The 15,250-nt window shown below is 68.1% G+C and carries 12 protein-coding genes; 1 reads left to right on the top strand and 11 read right to left on the bottom strand.

What is annotated here, in order from left to right; all coding sequences use genetic code 11:
• Window positions 1-51 precede the first annotated feature (51 nt).
• The 8 genes from PE061_RS10315 to PE061_RS10280 all read right to left on the bottom strand — a co-directional run bounded on the left by PE061_RS10315 (window position 52) and on the right by PE061_RS10280 (window position 9,364).
• Window positions 52-780: an aspartate/glutamate racemase family protein gene (locus PE061_RS10315; RefSeq protein WP_271258993.1), complete on the bottom strand. Its 729-nt coding sequence runs from the start codon at window positions 778-780 to the stop codon at window positions 52-54.
• Window positions 781-810: 30 nt separating this feature from the next.
• Complete coding sequence (locus tag PE061_RS10310; RefSeq protein WP_271258992.1) at window positions 811-1,212, bottom strand: cupin domain-containing protein; 402 nt, start codon at window positions 1,210-1,212, stop codon at window positions 811-813.
• Complete coding sequence (locus tag PE061_RS10305; RefSeq protein ID WP_271258991.1) at window positions 1,205-2,161, bottom strand: branched-chain amino acid transaminase; 957 nt, start codon at window positions 2,159-2,161, stop codon at window positions 1,205-1,207. The genes PE061_RS10310 and PE061_RS10305 overlap by 8 nt, the downstream gene beginning before the upstream one ends.
• A 70-nt stretch (window positions 2,162-2,231) precedes the next feature.
• Entirely contained in the window at window positions 2,232-4,403 is a 2,172-nt protein-coding gene (locus PE061_RS10300; RefSeq protein ID WP_271258990.1) for a TonB-dependent receptor, read from the bottom strand.
• 51 nt (window positions 4,404-4,454) lie between these two features.
• The gene (locus tag PE061_RS10295; protein ID WP_271258989.1) at window positions 4,455-5,438 is read right to left on the bottom strand and encodes a quinone oxidoreductase family protein; all 984 of its coding nucleotides are present in this window, start codon (window positions 5,436-5,438) and stop codon (window positions 4,455-4,457) included.
• Window positions 5,428-6,567, bottom strand: coding sequence for a DUF917 domain-containing protein (locus tag PE061_RS10290; RefSeq protein ID WP_271258988.1), 1,140 nt, complete (start codon window positions 6,565-6,567; stop codon window positions 5,428-5,430). The genes PE061_RS10295 and PE061_RS10290 overlap by 11 nt, the downstream gene beginning before the upstream one ends.
• 2 nt (window positions 6,568-6,569) lie before the next feature.
• Window positions 6,570-8,144: a hydantoinase/oxoprolinase family protein gene (locus PE061_RS10285; protein WP_271258987.1), complete on the bottom strand. Its 1,575-nt coding sequence runs from the start codon at window positions 8,142-8,144 to the stop codon at window positions 6,570-6,572.
• Window positions 8,145-8,296: 152 nt separating this feature from the next.
• Window positions 8,297-9,364, bottom strand: coding sequence for a threonine aldolase family protein (locus PE061_RS10280; RefSeq protein ID WP_271258986.1), 1,068 nt, complete (start codon window positions 9,362-9,364; stop codon window positions 8,297-8,299).
• Between the two features lie 345 nt (window positions 9,365-9,709).
• Between PE061_RS10280 and PE061_RS10275 the strand changes: the two genes are divergently transcribed.
• On the top strand, window positions 9,710-12,376 hold the full coding sequence (locus PE061_RS10275; RefSeq protein WP_271258985.1) for a LuxR C-terminal-related transcriptional regulator: 2,667 nt from the start codon (window positions 9,710-9,712) through the stop codon (window positions 12,374-12,376).
• A 41-nt stretch (window positions 12,377-12,417) separates the two neighbouring features.
• On the opposite strand, the gene pobA is transcribed toward PE061_RS10275, so the two are convergent.
• From pobA to PE061_RS10260, 3 genes are read right to left on the bottom strand one after another with little or no spacing between them, the layout of a single operon-like run.
• Window positions 12,418-13,587 carry a 4-hydroxybenzoate 3-monooxygenase gene (pobA, locus tag PE061_RS10270; protein ID WP_271258984.1) on the bottom strand — a complete coding sequence of 390 codons (1,170 nt, stop codon included), beginning with the start codon at window positions 13,585-13,587 and terminating at the stop codon, window positions 12,418-12,420.
• Between the two features lie 16 nt (window positions 13,588-13,603).
• Window positions 13,604-14,755, bottom strand: a complete 1,152-nt coding sequence (locus PE061_RS10265; protein ID WP_271258983.1) for a dipeptidase — start codon at window positions 14,753-14,755, stop codon at window positions 13,604-13,606.
• The gene (locus tag PE061_RS10260) at window positions 14,745-15,191 is read right to left on the bottom strand and encodes a RidA family protein (RefSeq protein WP_271258982.1); all 447 of its coding nucleotides are present in this window, start codon (window positions 15,189-15,191) and stop codon (window positions 14,745-14,747) included. Before PE061_RS10260 ends, PE061_RS10265 begins: the two co-directional genes overlap by 11 nt.
• Between the last annotated feature and the right edge of the window lie 59 nt (window positions 15,192-15,250).

Here is a 15,250-nt window from a genome sequence, read left to right as displayed (position 1 = left end):
ACAAGATCTCTTCTGAATGCTTTCCCGCGCGCCGTGCCGGAAACGCGGATGTCAGGGCATGTCGTATCCGACGATGGTCTTGGCGCGCGGCCGCGGAAAGCAATGCTTGCTGTGCGTCAGCCCGGCCCGGACGATCCCTTCCGCGATGCAGACGGTGGCCGGGATCGGGTCGATGACCGGAATCGTGTGGCCGCGTTCGGCCAGACAGGTTTCGATCGCCGCCGCGCAGCCCAGAAAGCCGGTGCAACCCAGCACGATGACATCGGCATCGTCCTGCTCGACCGCCTCCAGCGCGCACGCGCCGAGCCGCTGCTTCGCCTCGTCGATCCGCGGCTCCAGTTCGAGCACGGGGATGTCGACCACCTTGATGGATACCAGCTTTTCCTGAACGCCGCAGACGCGCACCAGATTGCGGACCATCGGCTTCACCGAATTCAGGACGGTGACATAGCCGAACCTCTGCCCCAGCATCGCGGCCAGGTGCATCGACGTCTCGCCCGGCCCCAGCACCGGGATCGACAGCATTTCGCGCGCCGGCTTCACGCCCGGATCGGCCATGCAGTCGACGATGACGGCGTCCGCGCCCGAGCGTTCGGCCTTGATCGCTTCCGCGATCGTGGCGGGGATCGCCAGCGCCTCGTCATATTCGCTTTCGATCGAGGGCGGGCCCGATTCGATGAGCGAATGCGTGATTGTCAGTCCGGCATGGACAAGATGCGCGACGTCATCGAGCGAACGGACGCCCTTGGTCGTCACCGGCGTCACGATATGGATGCGCATTGCGGCGGATCTCCTCCCGGCAGTGTTCGGTCAAGCGGATTGGTCGACGGTCTCGGTCAGCTTGCCGGCCGTGCCGCCGCGCAGATAGTCGTCGGTCTTCTTCAGCCAGTCCTCGCGGCGCGGCGACCACATGTCGATCTCGACGACGCGGCCGATCATCTCCGCGCCGTGCGGGAAATTGGGCGGGATCACCATCACCTCGCCCGCGTGCAGGTCGCGCGTCCGGGTCTTCGCCTCGTCGAACCAGAAACGCATCGTGCCCTCGATCACCTGCGTCACCTGCTCGTTTTCATGCGCGTGGAGCGGCACGACGAAACCGTCGTCGAAATAGATGCGCGCGATCGTCATCTTCTCGCCGGTCACGATCTGCCGGCTCATGCCCTCGGCCACCGTCTCGAGCGGCACGTCGTCCCATTTCAGGATCTCAACCATCGACATACTCCCTCTTGCCGGCGATCACCGGCGTCAGCCAATCCCGGCGGCCCGCGTCCCGCCCGTGAACGATCTCGTGGAACGCCGCCCGCAGCCGGCGCGTCACCGGGCCGATCGCGCCGTCGCCGATACGGATGTGGTCGACCGATGCGATCGGCGCGATCTCGGTCGCAGTGCCGGTGAAGAACAGCTCGTCCGCCACGTAAAGCAGCTCGCGCGGCATGGGCTGCTGCTCGAACGCGATGCCGAGGTCGCGGGCGATGGCGATCACCGCCGAACGCGTGATGCCCGAAAGGATGCTGCCGTCGACCGGCGGCGTGACGAGCACACCGTCGCGCACGGCGAAGATGTTCTGCCCGCTGCCCTCGCTCACCATGCCGTCGGGCGACAGCGCGATCGCCTCGGCAAAGCCGTTCGCGATCGCATCGAGCTTGATCAGCGTCGCGTTGTTGTAGTGGCCCGCCGACTTGGCGAGCGCCGGGAACGTGTTGGGCGCCGGCCGGTTCCACGAGGAAACGCAGACGTCGATGCCGCGGTCCGCCGCGGACTGATCGAGATAGCTGCCCCACTGCCAGGCCGCGATATAGGTTTCCACCGGGTTGCCGATCGCGGCCATGCCCATGTCGCCGTAACCGCGCATCACCATCGGCCGCAGATAGCATTGCTCCAGCCCGTTGGCCGCGACCAGATCGAGGCAGGCGCGTTCCAGCGCCTCGAGCGAATACGGCAGGTCGATGCGGTAGATGCGACAGGAGTCCTGCAACCGCCGCAGATGCTCGCGCAGGCGGAAGACCGCCGGGCCCGCGTCCGTCGCATAGCAGCGTATCCCTTCGAACACCGACGATCCGAACTGCACGCCGACCGACAGCACATGCACCTGCGCATCCGCCCAGCGGACGTGGCGGCCGTTGTGCCAGATGAATTCGGGCGCACTGATTGATTTGCCCATAAAGCCGTTCCCTTGCGAACCGGCAGCGGCGGGCGGAGGCACAGGCCGTACCCGCCCGCCGGCGCCTTTTTCAGAACTTGTACTGGAGTTCCACGCCGTAGCTGCGCGGCGGGCTGAAGGTGCGCGTGAACTGCCCCGCGAAGGGAGACAGGCTCAGCGCCTGCTGCGTGTCGAGCAGGTTCTCGACGAACAGCTTGACGCTGTACCGGTCGTGCTCGACGCCGATCCGCGCATCGACGAACGTCTTGTCCTTGATGGGGAAGACCTCGTTGACGCGCAGGAACATGCCGCCCTGATAGCGATAGTCGACGCGGCTCACGAAATCGAGCGTGTCGCTCAGCGGCTCCTGCCACTGCATCGACGCATTGGCCGTCCATTTCGGCGTGACCGGCGCCTGCGTGCGCGCCGCGTCCTGCACCACGGCGTCGGTATAGCCGACGCCGCCCGAGAACCGCAGCTTGTCGGTCGCGCGCAGCGACAGGTCGGCCTCGAAGCCGGTGATCTTGGTGTTCGGGATGTTGGTGGTGGTGCGGAACGGCGGCGTGGCGATGGTCTGCGTCACCTGCTGGTTCGAATAGTCGATACGGAACGCCGCGGCGTTGAAGGTCAGCATGTCGTCGAAGAGCTGGCTCTTGAGGCCGATCTCGTAGTTCTTCGTCGATTCCGGCAGCGCACGGTTGCCCGAATTGAAGAAGCCGAAGCGATACCCTTCCGAATAGGTGAGATAGGTCATGATCCTGCTGGTCCAGGAATAGGAAAGCTGGACCTTGGGCGTGAAGGCGCTGTCCTTCGCCTTCAGCGAGTCGACCAGGTTGCCGTCCGGATCGGGGGCCGGAATGGGCGTGTTCGTCCGGGGATCGGTGACGCGCGTGTTGCGGGCGTTGTCCTCGTCGTAGCGGCCCGCAACGGTGAGCTCGAGACCGTCGACGATGTCATACGACGCCTGCGCATAGACGCCCCAGATCTTGTCGAGCTTGCGGTCCCAGCGGTTGAGCAGATAGGTGCGCGACACCGTGGGTCCGGCGATCAGCTGCCCGGCGCCCAGATGCGTGTAGGACAGACGCCGCGCCAGCTCCAGCCCGACCACCCAGCGCAGACGCTGGTCCGATGCGGAGGTCAGGCGGATGTCCGCGCTGTAGGTCTCGAAATCGTCGGTCAGGTCCTGGAACTCGTCGATCACCTGTCCGGGCGCGGCGGCCTCGCCGAAGGTCTCGGCGCCGAACAGCGTGCGGCTCGCGGGCGCCGGGCCGCCCTCGTAGTTCACGGTGCCGAACAGGTCCTGGTTGATGTCCTGATAGGCGAGCACGGTGGAAAAGGTCGCGAAGTCGAGATCGGCCTCGGTCCGCAGCGAGACGTCGACCAGCCTGCGATTTTCGCGGCCCAGATACCCCTTGCGGCGCATCGGGCCGGGATTGGCGGCGGTGCGGAACTCGTCGACCAGCGCGGCATTGCTGATCTTGTCGACGGTGCCCGGCACCGAGCCGTGCGAGTCGGTGATCGAGGCGCGCAGGTCGAAGCTCAGCGTCTCGCCGGGCGTGAACAGCAGCCGCGCCCGTCCGGTCGTCTGCTGGCGCGCATCGACCGCGCCGGTACCGTTGGCGGTCTTCACGATGCCGTCGGTGTCGTTGAAATAGCCGCTGACCGAATAGAACAGCGTATCGTCGACGATCGGGCCGGAAACCCCGCCCGAAAGCTTGATGTCGTTGCCGCGCGCATAGGACGCCTGCACCCGCCCCTCGAACTCCTGGCTCGGCTTGCGCGTCACGATGTTGATCGCGCCGCCGATCGCGCCGGCGCCGTAGAGCGCGCCCTGCGGCCCCTTCAGCACCTCGATGCGCTCGACGTCGAGCAGCGTGCCCTGCTCCATCGCGTCGATCGAGGTCGCCTTCACCCCGTCGATCACGAAGGCGACAGGCGGCCAGCCCTGCCGGCCGGAGGTGATGCCGCGGATCGTGATGTTGCTCTCGCCGGAACGGAAGCCCTTTCGCAGGATCACGTTGGGCACCATGTCGGCGATGTCCTGAATCTGGTCGATACCGGCCGCGGCAATATCCTTCGCGCCGAAGGCCACGATGGAATCGGGGACGTTCTGCAGGCTTTCCGCGCGCAGACGCGCGGTGACGACGATGGCGCCGTCTTCGACCACCGGATCAGCCGCGGCCGCCCCCTGCGCCAGCGCAACCCCTGCCGCCAGCGGGGTCAAGGTGGTCGCCGCCAGCAGAACCTGAATCATCTGTCTCATTGTCTTCCACTCCCTAATTAAATTGCTGTTCTTATGATTGTTTCGGCTCGCTCATCGGTCCGGCACCAGCACCAGCCCTCCCCGGCTTTCCCCGGCCTCGAGGATGCGGTGCGCATCGGCGGCACGGGACAGCGGCAGGGTGTCGGGATCAATCGGGCGCACGACGCCACGGTCGAACGCGTCCAATGTGTCTTGGACATAGGTGCGGAGCTGATCGGGCCGGCGAATCTTGTGGAACAGGATCGGCCGGGTGACGCTCAACGACCGGACCGCGAGGTCGGACGGCCGGAAAGGCTCGACCGGACCGGAGGACTGACCGAAATTGACGAGCACGCCGCCATAATCGAGGCAGCGCAGCGACCCGGCGAAGGTGTCGCGGCCCACCGAGTCATAGACCGCGGCGACGCCTTCGCCGCCGGTCAGCGCGTTCACGCGCGCGACGAAGTCTTCCGAACGGTAGAACACGATCTCGTCGGCACCGCAGGCCCGGGCGACCTCCGCCTTGGCCTCGCTGCTCACCGTGCCGATCACGCGCGCGCCAAGCGCCTTGCACCACTGGCAGAGCAGCTGGCTCACCCCGCCCGCGGCGGCATGGATCAGCACGGTCTGGCCGGGCTCGACACGATGCGAATCGCGCACCAGCATCCGCACCGTGAACGCCTTCATCAGCGAGGCCGCCGCCTGCGCGTCGCTGATCCCGCCCGGCAGGCGAAAGGCAAGCCCGGCGCGCAGAACCCGACGCGCGGCATAGCCTCCATATGCGCCGCTGATCCATGCGATCCGGTCGCCGGGCGCGAGGTCCTCGACATCGGGACCGATCGCCTCGACCACGCCCACCGCATCCAGCCCCGGAATGCCGGGCAGGTCGAGCGTGCGGTACTGGCCGGTGCGGACATAGGTGTCGTGGAAATTGACGTTGATCGCGCTGTGGCGCAGCAGGATCTCGCCCGGCCCCGGCGCGGCCAGCGGCACCTGTTCGAGGACCAGCTCCTCGGGGCCGCCATAGCGGCGAAGGACGATCGCCTCAGTCCGCATCGCGGGCCGTCGTCAGTGTCACCGGGCTCAGCCCGTCGGGCGGGAGGTCTTCGATCGCCGTGAAATCCATGTCGAACCCGAAGGCTCTCGGTCCGAAGGTCGCCAGCGCCTCGGGCGTGCGCATGATCGGCGGCACGCCCACCGCCATCACCTTCACCCGCTGACCGAAGCGCAGCGTCTCGGTGGTGATCGGCTCGCCGGTCTCGCGGTCGAGCACAACGATCAGGTCGGGCACCATCGCCAGCGTCCGCCCCGCCTTTTCAGCGACCAGGAACTCGTTCTGGAAGGTGATGCGGCACGGATCGCCCTCGCCCTCGATCGGCACCAGCGTGACGGCGCCGCGCGCGAAGCCGCCCTCAGTTTCGCGCAGCACGTCGGACACCTTGCCGTCGTAGAGGACGCGGGCATGGCGCGGCGGGCTGGCCTTGGCGAAGAAGTCTATGAGCGCTGCGAACGGGCAGCTCTTGCGCGCCCGCGCGCCGCTGATCGCCTGCCCGATGCGAAGCGACAGCGTCAGCGTGTTGGGCACCGCGGTGCGCTTCACGTCCGCGCCGCTCATCGGATAGAGCGCGATCTGCGCCATCGCACCGAGGTTGACGACCGCGCCCCGCGCCAGCCGCTCGGCCAGCACGTTGGACTCCGTCTCGATGCTCATCAGGTCGCCGCGCTCGCTGGCGAGGCTCATCGGCGCGCTGCTGCAGCCATAGACGCTGAACGTGACCATGTGCAGCTCGGGAAAGGCGCGGCCCATGCCGTCGGCATCGACCACCGGCAGCCCCATGCGCGCCGCCACCACCAGCGGAAGCGTGCCGTTGGCGCCGCCCGCCTCGATCGAGATGATCGCATCCGCCTTGCGTCCCAGACGGTCCTCCACCGCGCGCACCGCGCGCTCGGCGGCGATCACGCAGGGAATCTTCTCGATCATCACCGTCGGGGCGCCGATGCCCGCGGTCGTGATCACCAGCGCGTCGTCAGCAAGGTCAGCGGGGTCTATGATGTCGGCGCGGCGCCCCTCGTCGAACTCCTGCTGCAGCATGAGCCGGCCGATATAGGGGTCGCCGCCGCCGCCGGTGCCGAGGAAGGCGGCGCCGGTCGCATAGTCGATCAGGTCTTCGCGATTGAGTTCCATGATCAGGCCCTCTCCATTTCCGGCTGGAGCCGCGCGACGGTCGCCAGCTCGCCCACGGCCTTCACGCGGACGCGCACCGCGCCCTGCGGCGCATAGGACAGCGGCAGCTCCTCGACCTCGATGATGGAGACGCTGTCGGCGCTTGCGCCGGCATCGACCACGCGGCGCACGGCCTCGGCGCGCGCCTGATCCAGCGCGGCGTCGCGGCCCGTCTCGGCATAGTGGAAGACCCGGTCGACCTCGCCGCCCACCTGCGCGATGGCGGCGCCGATCGCATTGGCCTCCGACGAGCGCTCGGGGATGAGCAGCTCGCCGACGCCGTTCAGCTCACGGTCGATCAGCACGCTGCCGCCGCCCACCAGCACCACGGTCGCGTCGTCGGCCGAGGTCTTCATGCGGTCGATCGCCTGCTCCACCTTGCGGTGAATCTCGTCCATCGCGGCCTCGACGAAGGCGGCGTCCAGATGCCGCACGCGCGACCGGTCGCCGATATCGGCGACCCCGGCGGCAACCGCGATGTCGGTGGCGGTCAGCGTCTCACCGCCGAACACCAGCGCCTCGCGCGCCAGACGAAAGCCCACCGATTTCGGACCGATCCGGCGCGGGTCCTCCGGGTCCACCCGGCTGCCGCCGCCGAGCCCGATCGCCAGTATGTCGGGCATACGGAAATTGGTGCGCACCCCGCCGATATCGACGGCCAGCGAGGATTCGCGCGGGAAGCCGTTGGCGAGCACGCCGACATCGGTGGTGGTGCCGCCGATGTCGACGACGATCGCGTCCTTGCGCCCCGAAAGATAGGCGGCGCCGCGCATCGAGTTGGTGGGACCGGAGGCGAAGGTCAGCACCGGATAGCGCGCGACGAAGTCCGCGCTCATCAGCGTCCCGTCGTTCTGGCTGATGAAGAAGGGCACGGTCACGCCGAGGCTGCGCAGCGCATCGCCGAAGGAACGGACGACGCGTTCGGACAGGTCGGCAAGCGACGCGTTCATGATCGCCGCATTCTCGCGCTCGATCAGCCCCATCCGGCCGAGCTCGCTCGACAGGGTGACGCGGGCATCGGGAATCTCGGCGCGCACGATCTCCGCCGCGCGGTGCTCCATCGTGGTGTCGATGGGCGAGAAGACGCAGGAAATCGCGACGGCGGTGATGCCGGCCTTGCGGATCTCGCGCGCCGCCGCGGCCACCGCCGCCTCGTCGAGCGGCGCGATCGGCTGCCCGTCGAACTCGTAGCCGCCGCCGACGAGGAAGATGCGCTTGCCCACCGCCATCAGCAGGTCGCGCGGCCAGTCGATCAGCGGGTTCAGGCTTTTCGCCGCGGGCAGGCAGATGCGGATCACCGCAACGTCGTTCAGCCGAACGCGCTCGACAAAGGCGTTGGTGAACTGGGTGGTGCCGATCATCACCCCGTCGATCGCATCGGGCGCGACGCGCGCGGTGCCGAGCAGCTTGCGGATCGAGGCGACGACGCCCGACCCCACGTCCTCGGTGGTCGGCGTCTTCAGCGAAGCGACGACCCGGCGGCCGTCGAGCAGCGCCGCGTCCGTGTTCGTTCCACCAACATCCACCCCTATACGCATCGACGGGCATCCTCGATCCTGTGATGCCCCGATGATGCGGATGCGGCCCGCCGACGGAAAGTTCCGGGTGGTGTGGGGCGGGGCGCTTTTTCAGGTGGGATCGCGGCGGGGGCTCCGGCCTACCCGGGCGACAGGACGGGCAGGCCCCGCGCTCAACCTGCCGCCATCTCGGCGATCCAGCCGCCGATCCCGGCATCCGTCAACGCCATCGCCGCGTCGCCAACGACGATCTCGGCGGCCGCCTGTCCGCCGGGCGCGGACCGGAAGCCGTCGAACAGCCAGATGCCGCGGCGCCGCGCAAAGGCGCGGCTTGCCTCCATCAGCGCGTCGGGCGCGCCGGGCAGCCGGACCTGGAAGGCGTTGACGTGCGGCACATCGGGCACCACCGCGAAGCCGCGCTCCGCCAGATGACCCGCGAGCGCGCGGGCGCGCGCGACATAGGCGGCCATGCGCGGCAGCCGCAGATCGAGCCCGCCGAGCGCAGACAGCGCATAGGGAAATGCGGTGTGCAGGTCGCCGCCCAGCCGCGTCTTCCAGGGCGCCACGGCATCCAGCAGCGCCCGCTCGCCCGCCAGCGCCGCACCGGCCAGCCCGCCCAGCCCCTTGTAGAACGAGACATAGAGGCTGTCGGCAAACGCAGCGACGGCGGCGGGCGGCACGCCGTAGCCCGCCGCCGCCTCCCACAGCCGGGCGCCGTCGACGTGGAGGTGCGTGCCGTGGCGGCGGCACCATGACGACAGCGCCTCCAGCGCGGCCAGCGGCGGCAGCCGATAGGCGGCGCGGCGCAGCGGCAACTCGACGACGCAGACGGCCGGCGGCGCATCGAGCGCGTCGAGCGCGTCCGCCCCGAACGGTGCCTCGCCGCCCAGACGGATCACCGGCGCCTCGACGAGGTGATCGACGGCATCGGCCTCGTCCACCGCCATGTGGCCCAGCGCGGGGATCGCGACGGCACCGGCGCGCGCGCCGGTCAGGGCGCGCAGCAGCGCAAGCTGCGCAGTCACGCCCTTGATCACGAAGAGCGCCGCCGGCTTGCCGAGCAGCGCCGCCGTCCGCTGCTCGAGCAACGCGACCGCGCCGCCGTGCCCATAGAAATCGGACGCCAGCGCCGCCTCCGGCCGATCGGCGAGCGCACGCAGCAGGAACCGGGGATCCGCCGGGCCGTGGTGCGACAAGGTGCGGCCGCACCCGGCGCGAAGGAGCAGGTCCTTATCGGTCATCGCCAGTCTCCGTGATTCCGGGCTGCATAGTCGGGCCGAGAACGGCCGATCCGGCGGCGCCATCTTCGCGGCATCGGGCGGCCGGACGCAAGGGCGGGCGTCGCCTGCGACGCGCTCCTACCCGGATTCGTGCGCCGTTCCACCCGCCGCCGCTCGCTGTCACGCGGCGCGGCGTGCGATATTTTGGCGTCCTGCCCGGCCCCGGCGGGCCGGGCGGTATGGCCGGATACGTTGATGTCGCTCCCCCGCGCGCTACAGTGCGGCAGTGTCGAAGACGCACCCTTCGCCATAGGGAGGCAGGCGATCAGAAAACGCGGCGATCCGGACGGTGCATGGAGCGGGACCTTGCTGCTGAGCAAGCTCCGGCCGCCCATGCTCAACGCCGATACGGTGCCGCGCAGCGCACTCATCGGACGGCTCGAGCGGGGCCGTTCGCACCTGCTGTCGCTGCTGCATTCGCCCGCCGGCTTCGGCAAGACGACACTGCTCGCACAATTCTACCGCCATCTGGAGGCGGCCGGCGAGGCGGCGGCATGGCTGGCGCTCGACGAGGACGACCGCGATCCGGAGCGTTTCGTCGCCTATCTCACCAGCGCCGTGGCCCGCGCCGTCGCCGGGCCCGCACCGCCCGACAGCGAAACGCTGGCGACATTGCTGAACGCCCTGTCGGCGGACGGGCCGCCGACCTTCGTCTTCCTCGACGACTATCACCTGGCGCAGACGCGGCAGAACGACCAGGTGATCGAATGGCTGCTGCGCCACCGGCCGCAGCGGCTGAGGCTCGTCGTCGCGATGCGGGGGTGGCCGACCTTTCCGGTGTCGCGGCTGCGCGCGGAGGGCAATCTCATCGAATTCGACGAGGAGGACCTGCGCTTCCGGCTCGACGACGGCGGGCGGCTGTTCGGCGACGAGCTGGACTCTGCCGGGATCGCGGCGGTCTTCGAGCGGACCGAAGGCTGGCCGGTGGCGCTGCAGCTCGCGCGGCTGTGGGCGAGCCGGCACGGGGGCACGCCCTCGCCTTTCCCGGGCTTCACCGGCAGCGCCAGCGAGATGGCGGCCTATCTGGCGGAGGAGATCGTCGCCGGCCTGCCCGAGGCGAGCCGCGACCTGCTGCTCGCCACCGCGATCGTGCAGGAGCTGCCGCTCGATCTCGCCCGCCATCTCACCGGGGGCCGGGCGACCAGCGCCATGCTCGCCGAACTGGTCGCGCTCAACGTGCCGATCTTCGCGGTGCCCGGCCATGACGACCGCTTTCGCTACCACCCGATCTTCCGGGAATTCCTGGCCGCGCAGCTCGCCGTCTCGGACCGCCACGACAAGCGCGCGCAGCACCTGCTGGCCAGCCAGTGGTTTCTGGATCACGGGCAGATCGTCGACGCGATCGAACATGCCGCGGCCGCGGGCGAAGCCGAGCGCGCGATCGAGATGGCGGGCAGCGTCAGCTGGGTGCGCCAGATCAGCCGGGGCCGTTCGGTCGACGTCCGCCGCGTGCTTGCCGCATTGCCGGACGACAGCATCTGCCGTCATCCGAGGCTTGCGGCCACGCTCGCCTTCCTCAAGTACAAGGACGGGAACTACAAGGCGGGCTCGCGGCTGTTCCAGGACCTGGAGGCGATGTTTCCGCGCGGGCCCGACAGGGCCGCCGCATTCGGACCGGACGCGACACAGGACCTCCAGCTGCTCGACGCGCTGCACGCCGCCTATGTCGACCAGGGCATCGCGCCCGAGGCGATCCGCCCGCTCGAAACGCTGCTCGTGGGCGCCGATCCCACCGACTACGGCTTCCGCGGCACGCTCACCACCACGCTCGGCCTGCTCTATTTCCGCAACGGCCGGCTGCTCAATTCGCGCGCGACCTTCCTTGCCAGCATGGACGAGTTCGACAGCGGCAACATCGGCTACGGCACGGTCTTCATCCCTATCCATCTGGCGATGATCGCGATCGCGCAGGCGCAGCTCGGCGAGGCGCGGTCGTGGATCGCCAGCGGATCGGAGAAGATCCGCGCGCATTTCTCGTTCGATCCGGCGCTGCATCACCAGCTCGACCTGATCGCCGCCGAGCTTCATTATCTGTCCGGAGATCTTGCGTCCGCGAAGCTGTGCCTTTCCCCGGCGATGACCGCGATCGAGCAGACCGAGGGCTGGACCGAACTCTATATCGCCGCCTATCGCACCATGGCGGCGATCGCGTTCGCGGAGCACGGCATCGACGCGGCGCACAGCGTGCTCGACGCGGGCGACGCCGCCGCCTTGCGGCTCGGGCTGCCGCGCCTGTCGTTCAACCTTGCCTCGAAGCGTGTCCAGCTGCTGCTTGCGGCGGGCGCGCTTGCCGAGGCGAAGCGCGCAGCGGAGGACAGCGGGCTCGCCGCCATCGCCGCAGACCGGCACTATCCCGTGACGAGCTGGATCGAGCGCGACGAGGCGACCGCCAGCCTCGCGCGGCTCGCCATAGCGCACGACGATCCGGCCGAAGCGTTCGAACGGCTCGCGGAGCTGGAGCGGCGCAGCCACGAAAGCGACGCCGGTCTCCGCCTGATCCAGTGCCGTATCCTGAAGGCCATCGCCTTCCGCAAGACGGGCGAACCCGACCTGGCGGTCTCCAGTATGCGCCAGGCCTTGATGGAGGCGATGCGCGAGGGTCTGGTCCGCCCCTTTCTGGACGAAGGGCTGGCGGTCCGCACGCTGCTCAAGGATACGGTCGCCCATATCGGGGTCGGAGCAATGACCGAGGCGCTCTACGCCTGGATCTCGCAATTGCTGATCGCCTTCGACGGCGGCAACGTGAACGAAAGCGCGTCCGAGACGGTCGGATCGGTGATCTTCACCCCCACCGAGTTCAGCGTCCTGCAGGAACTGCGAACAGGCGGATCGAACAAGCAGATCGCCCGGCGGCTCTCCACCACCGAAAACACGGTCAAGTTCCACATGAAGAACATTTTCAGGAAGCTGGGCGTCAACACCCGCCGTCTGGCAATCGAGGTCGCATTGCAACGCAACTTGCTGCCTTCGTAACGGCAGAACATGCCCGAGCCCTTCCGGCCGCACATTCCGGCTTACAAGGGCAATCCCGCGTAGTTTTCAGCGATCGTCGTCTGCGCGGCGATGCTGTTCGCGATATAGTCGAGCTCGGCGATTCGAATTCGCTGATCGAAGTCGCCGTCTTCCGGAAAATTGTGCATGAGCCTGGTAAGCGCCCAGCTGAACCGCTCGCTCTTCCAGATCCTTGCGAGTGCCCGGTCCGAATATGCCTTGAGGGAGGCTTCCCGCCCTTGCCGGAAGAAGTCGACAAGGGCGTCGGCGAGGTAAGTGACGTCGGACGCCGCCAGATTGAGCCCCTTGGCGCCCGTCGGCGGTACGATATGGGCCGCGTCCCCTGCTAGGAAAAGGCTGCCGTGCCGCATGGGTTCGAACACGAAGCTGCGCAGGGGCGCTATGGATTTCTCGATGGCGGCCCCTCGCGTAATGCGAGGCGCCACGTCGGGGCCAAGCCTGACGGCAAGTTCGTCCCAGATCCGGTCATCCGGCCAGTCCTCGAGGTTAGTGCCGGATGGAATCTGGATATAGTAGCGGCTGCGGGTCTCGGATCGCATGGAGGCAAGCGCAAATCCGTTCGTGTGACTGGCATAGATGAGTTCATGGTCGCATGGCGGCACATCGGCGAGGATGCCGAGCCAGCCGAACGGGTATACCTTTTCGAAGGTGCGCCCGGCGCCCGCGGGAATTGCACGGCGACATACGCCGTGGAAGCCGTCGCAACCGACGATGAACCGGCTCTCCAACAGCGCCGCAGACCCGTCCCGCCGAAACGTCAGACGGGGAGTCGAGGTTTCGATGTCATGAAGCGCGGCATCGGCGGCCTCGTAAAGAATCTCGAGGCCCCGTTTCGACGCAGCATCCATCAGGTCCCGCGTCAATTCGGTTTGCCCGTACACCGTGACATGCCTGCCGGTCAGGGCTGCAATATCAATCCGGATCGAGCGCGCGCCATCGGAGAGGTGAAAGCCGTCGTGCCGCAGGCCCTCGATGTTCAGGCGATGGTCGAGGCCCAGCTGGCTCATGAGATCGGTGGTCGTGGTTTCCAGAACACCGGCACGAATACGCGACAGGACATGGGCGGCGGACTGTCTTTCCACGATGACGGCGTCTATGCCCGCCGCGCGAAGCAGATGCCCGAGCAGCAGCCCTGCCGGCCCGGCGCCGACGATCGCAACATCCGTTTTCATGGACGCTCCGGTGTTGTCATTGCCGCGCCCGGTGTGCCGGCGCCTGGGCCTCCATGAGGCGAAGCGCATTCCCGCCCATGACCCTGGCGGCTTCCGCCGTACTCATGCCCCTTGCGAGCAACGCTGCGGGGATCAGGTGCCATTGCCGGTAGTCGGTGAAGACCGGACGGTAATTGGCATCCATGTCGGTGCCGATCGCGACGTGATCGACGCCGACCGCATCGACGAGCCGCAGGATGGATTCGATCCAGTCCTCGAAGCGCGATTGATTGATGCCGGAGGGAACCGAGCCGACGACGCCGCCGGTATCGGCAACGATCCGCGCGTGATCGGGGCTCACGAGGCGCGGATGCGGCGGCGCGCCCTTGCCTGCGACATTGCTGTGCGAAAGCAGGACGGGTCGCGTCGCAACGGCCGCGACATCCCGGGTGACAGCAAGGGTCGCGTGCGCGACGTCGACGATGATGCCCACGCGGTTCATCTCGCGCACGATGTCGCGCCCGAGCGCGGTGAGGCCGCCGTGGACTTCGGCCTCCGTCTGGATGTCGCCGATCCGGTTGACGTGATAGTGCACGATCGTGATCGACCGCACGCCGTCGGCATGGGCTTCGGCCACGCGGTCCAGGCGATCCTCGATGAAGTCTCCGCCCTCGATGGCGAAGGTCGCGGCCACGGCGCCTTGCTCATGGGCCTGCCCAATGGACCGGGTACTGCGGCCGTCGACCGCGGCCCCCGATGCAACGAGCGCATTCAATGTTGCGATCTGCCGCGTGTAGTCGGCCCACGCCTCGCCCGGACGGAAATCCCGCGTGGCATGGAGACCGCGCTCGGGGGAAAATTCCAGCAGCGACATGTCGGCGACACCCGAAAAGAAGCCGCAGCTCACCTGCCCTTCGCGCATCGCCGCGGCGGCTTCGATCTCGAAAGGAGCGCCATAGGCCTGCAGGCGGGGCGACGGTGCGGTGACGCCCCGCAGGAAGAAGCGGCCGGGATGGCAGTGCACGTCCACCGAAACGTGGTCGCGCAGGAAAATCTTCCCCGCCTCGATCTGTTCCGGGCTGAGGGTCGTGCCGCCGGCGAGGCCGTTCGCAGGAAACAGGGCTCCCGCGGCGGCGAGGCCTTGCAGCGTCCGGCGGCGCGTCCACCCTTCGCGACGTTCACTCTTCATGCTGCGCTCCTTTCGTTGTGGACGGAATGTGCGCCGTGCACTCGATTTCCACCGCCGCGCCCAGAGCGAGGCCGTCGGCGCCGAATGCGCTGCGCGCGGGGAGCGGCGCTTCGCCGAAATAGGCGAGATAGGCCGCGTTGAACTCGGACCAGCGGGAGATGTCGTCCAGCATGACCACGCATCTGACGAGGTCGCCGAAGCCGAGCCCGTGCCGGGCGAGTATCCGCCCGATATTGTCCATGGCCTGCCGGGCTTCCGCCGGCAGGCCGCCCGGCACCAGCCCGGAGCCGTCGGGTGCCGTGCCGAGTTGGCCGGAGAGGTAGAGGACATCCCCGGCCCGAACGGCATCCCGGAACGGCGGCGTCGCGGCGAATGCCGTATCGACCGGAGCAGCAAGCCCGGCGGCGAGGAGGAGAAAAGCGTGTATGGCGCGCATGTCGGGTCCTTGTGATTGATTATGATTGAAACAGATCGAAAAATAGTCAAGGTGCTGAT

It is taken from the genome of Sphingosinicella microcystinivorans (genome assembly GCF_027941835.1).
Lineage (GTDB): Bacteria > Pseudomonadota > Alphaproteobacteria > Sphingomonadales > Sphingomonadaceae > Sphingosinicella.
The sequence above is the reverse complement of the archived record's forward strand: the minus strand, read 5'-3'. Positions and strand labels throughout refer to the sequence as shown.

Excerpts from the sequence above, each read along its gene's own strand:
- PE061_RS10315 (WP_271258993.1), bottom strand. The coding sequence starts at position 780 with ATGCGCATCCATATCGTGACGCCGGTGACGACCAAGGGCGTCCGTTCG.
- PE061_RS10265 (WP_271258983.1), bottom strand. The coding sequence starts at position 14,755 with ATGAAGAGTGAACGTCGCGAAGGGTGGACGCGCCGCCGGACGCTGCAA.
- PE061_RS10280 (WP_271258986.1), bottom strand. The coding sequence starts at position 9,364 with ATGACCGATAAGGACCTGCTCCTTCGCGCCGGGTGCGGCCGCACCTTG.
- PE061_RS10290 (WP_271258988.1), bottom strand. The coding sequence starts at position 6,567 with ATGGAACTCAATCGCGAAGACCTGATCGACTATGCGACCGGCGCCGCC.
- PE061_RS10310 (WP_271258992.1), bottom strand. The coding sequence starts at position 1,212 with ATGGTTGAGATCCTGAAATGGGACGACGTGCCGCTCGAGACGGTGGCC.
- PE061_RS10305 (WP_271258991.1), bottom strand. The coding sequence starts at position 2,161 with ATGGGCAAATCAATCAGTGCGCCCGAATTCATCTGGCACAACGGCCGC.
- PE061_RS10295 (WP_271258989.1), bottom strand. The coding sequence starts at position 5,438 with ATGCGGACTGAGGCGATCGTCCTTCGCCGCTATGGCGGCCCCGAGGAG.
- pobA (WP_271258984.1), bottom strand. The coding sequence starts at position 13,587 with ATGAAAACGGATGTTGCGATCGTCGGCGCCGGGCCGGCAGGGCTGCTG.
- PE061_RS10285 (WP_271258987.1), bottom strand. The coding sequence starts at position 8,144 with ATGCGTATAGGGGTGGATGTTGGTGGAACGAACACGGACGCGGCGCTG.
- PE061_RS10300 (WP_271258990.1), bottom strand. The coding sequence starts at position 4,403 with ATGAGACAGATGATTCAGGTTCTGCTGGCGGCGACCACCTTGACCCCG.
- PE061_RS10260 (WP_271258982.1), bottom strand. The coding sequence starts at position 15,191 with ATGCGCGCCATACACGCTTTTCTCCTCCTCGCCGCCGGGCTTGCTGCT.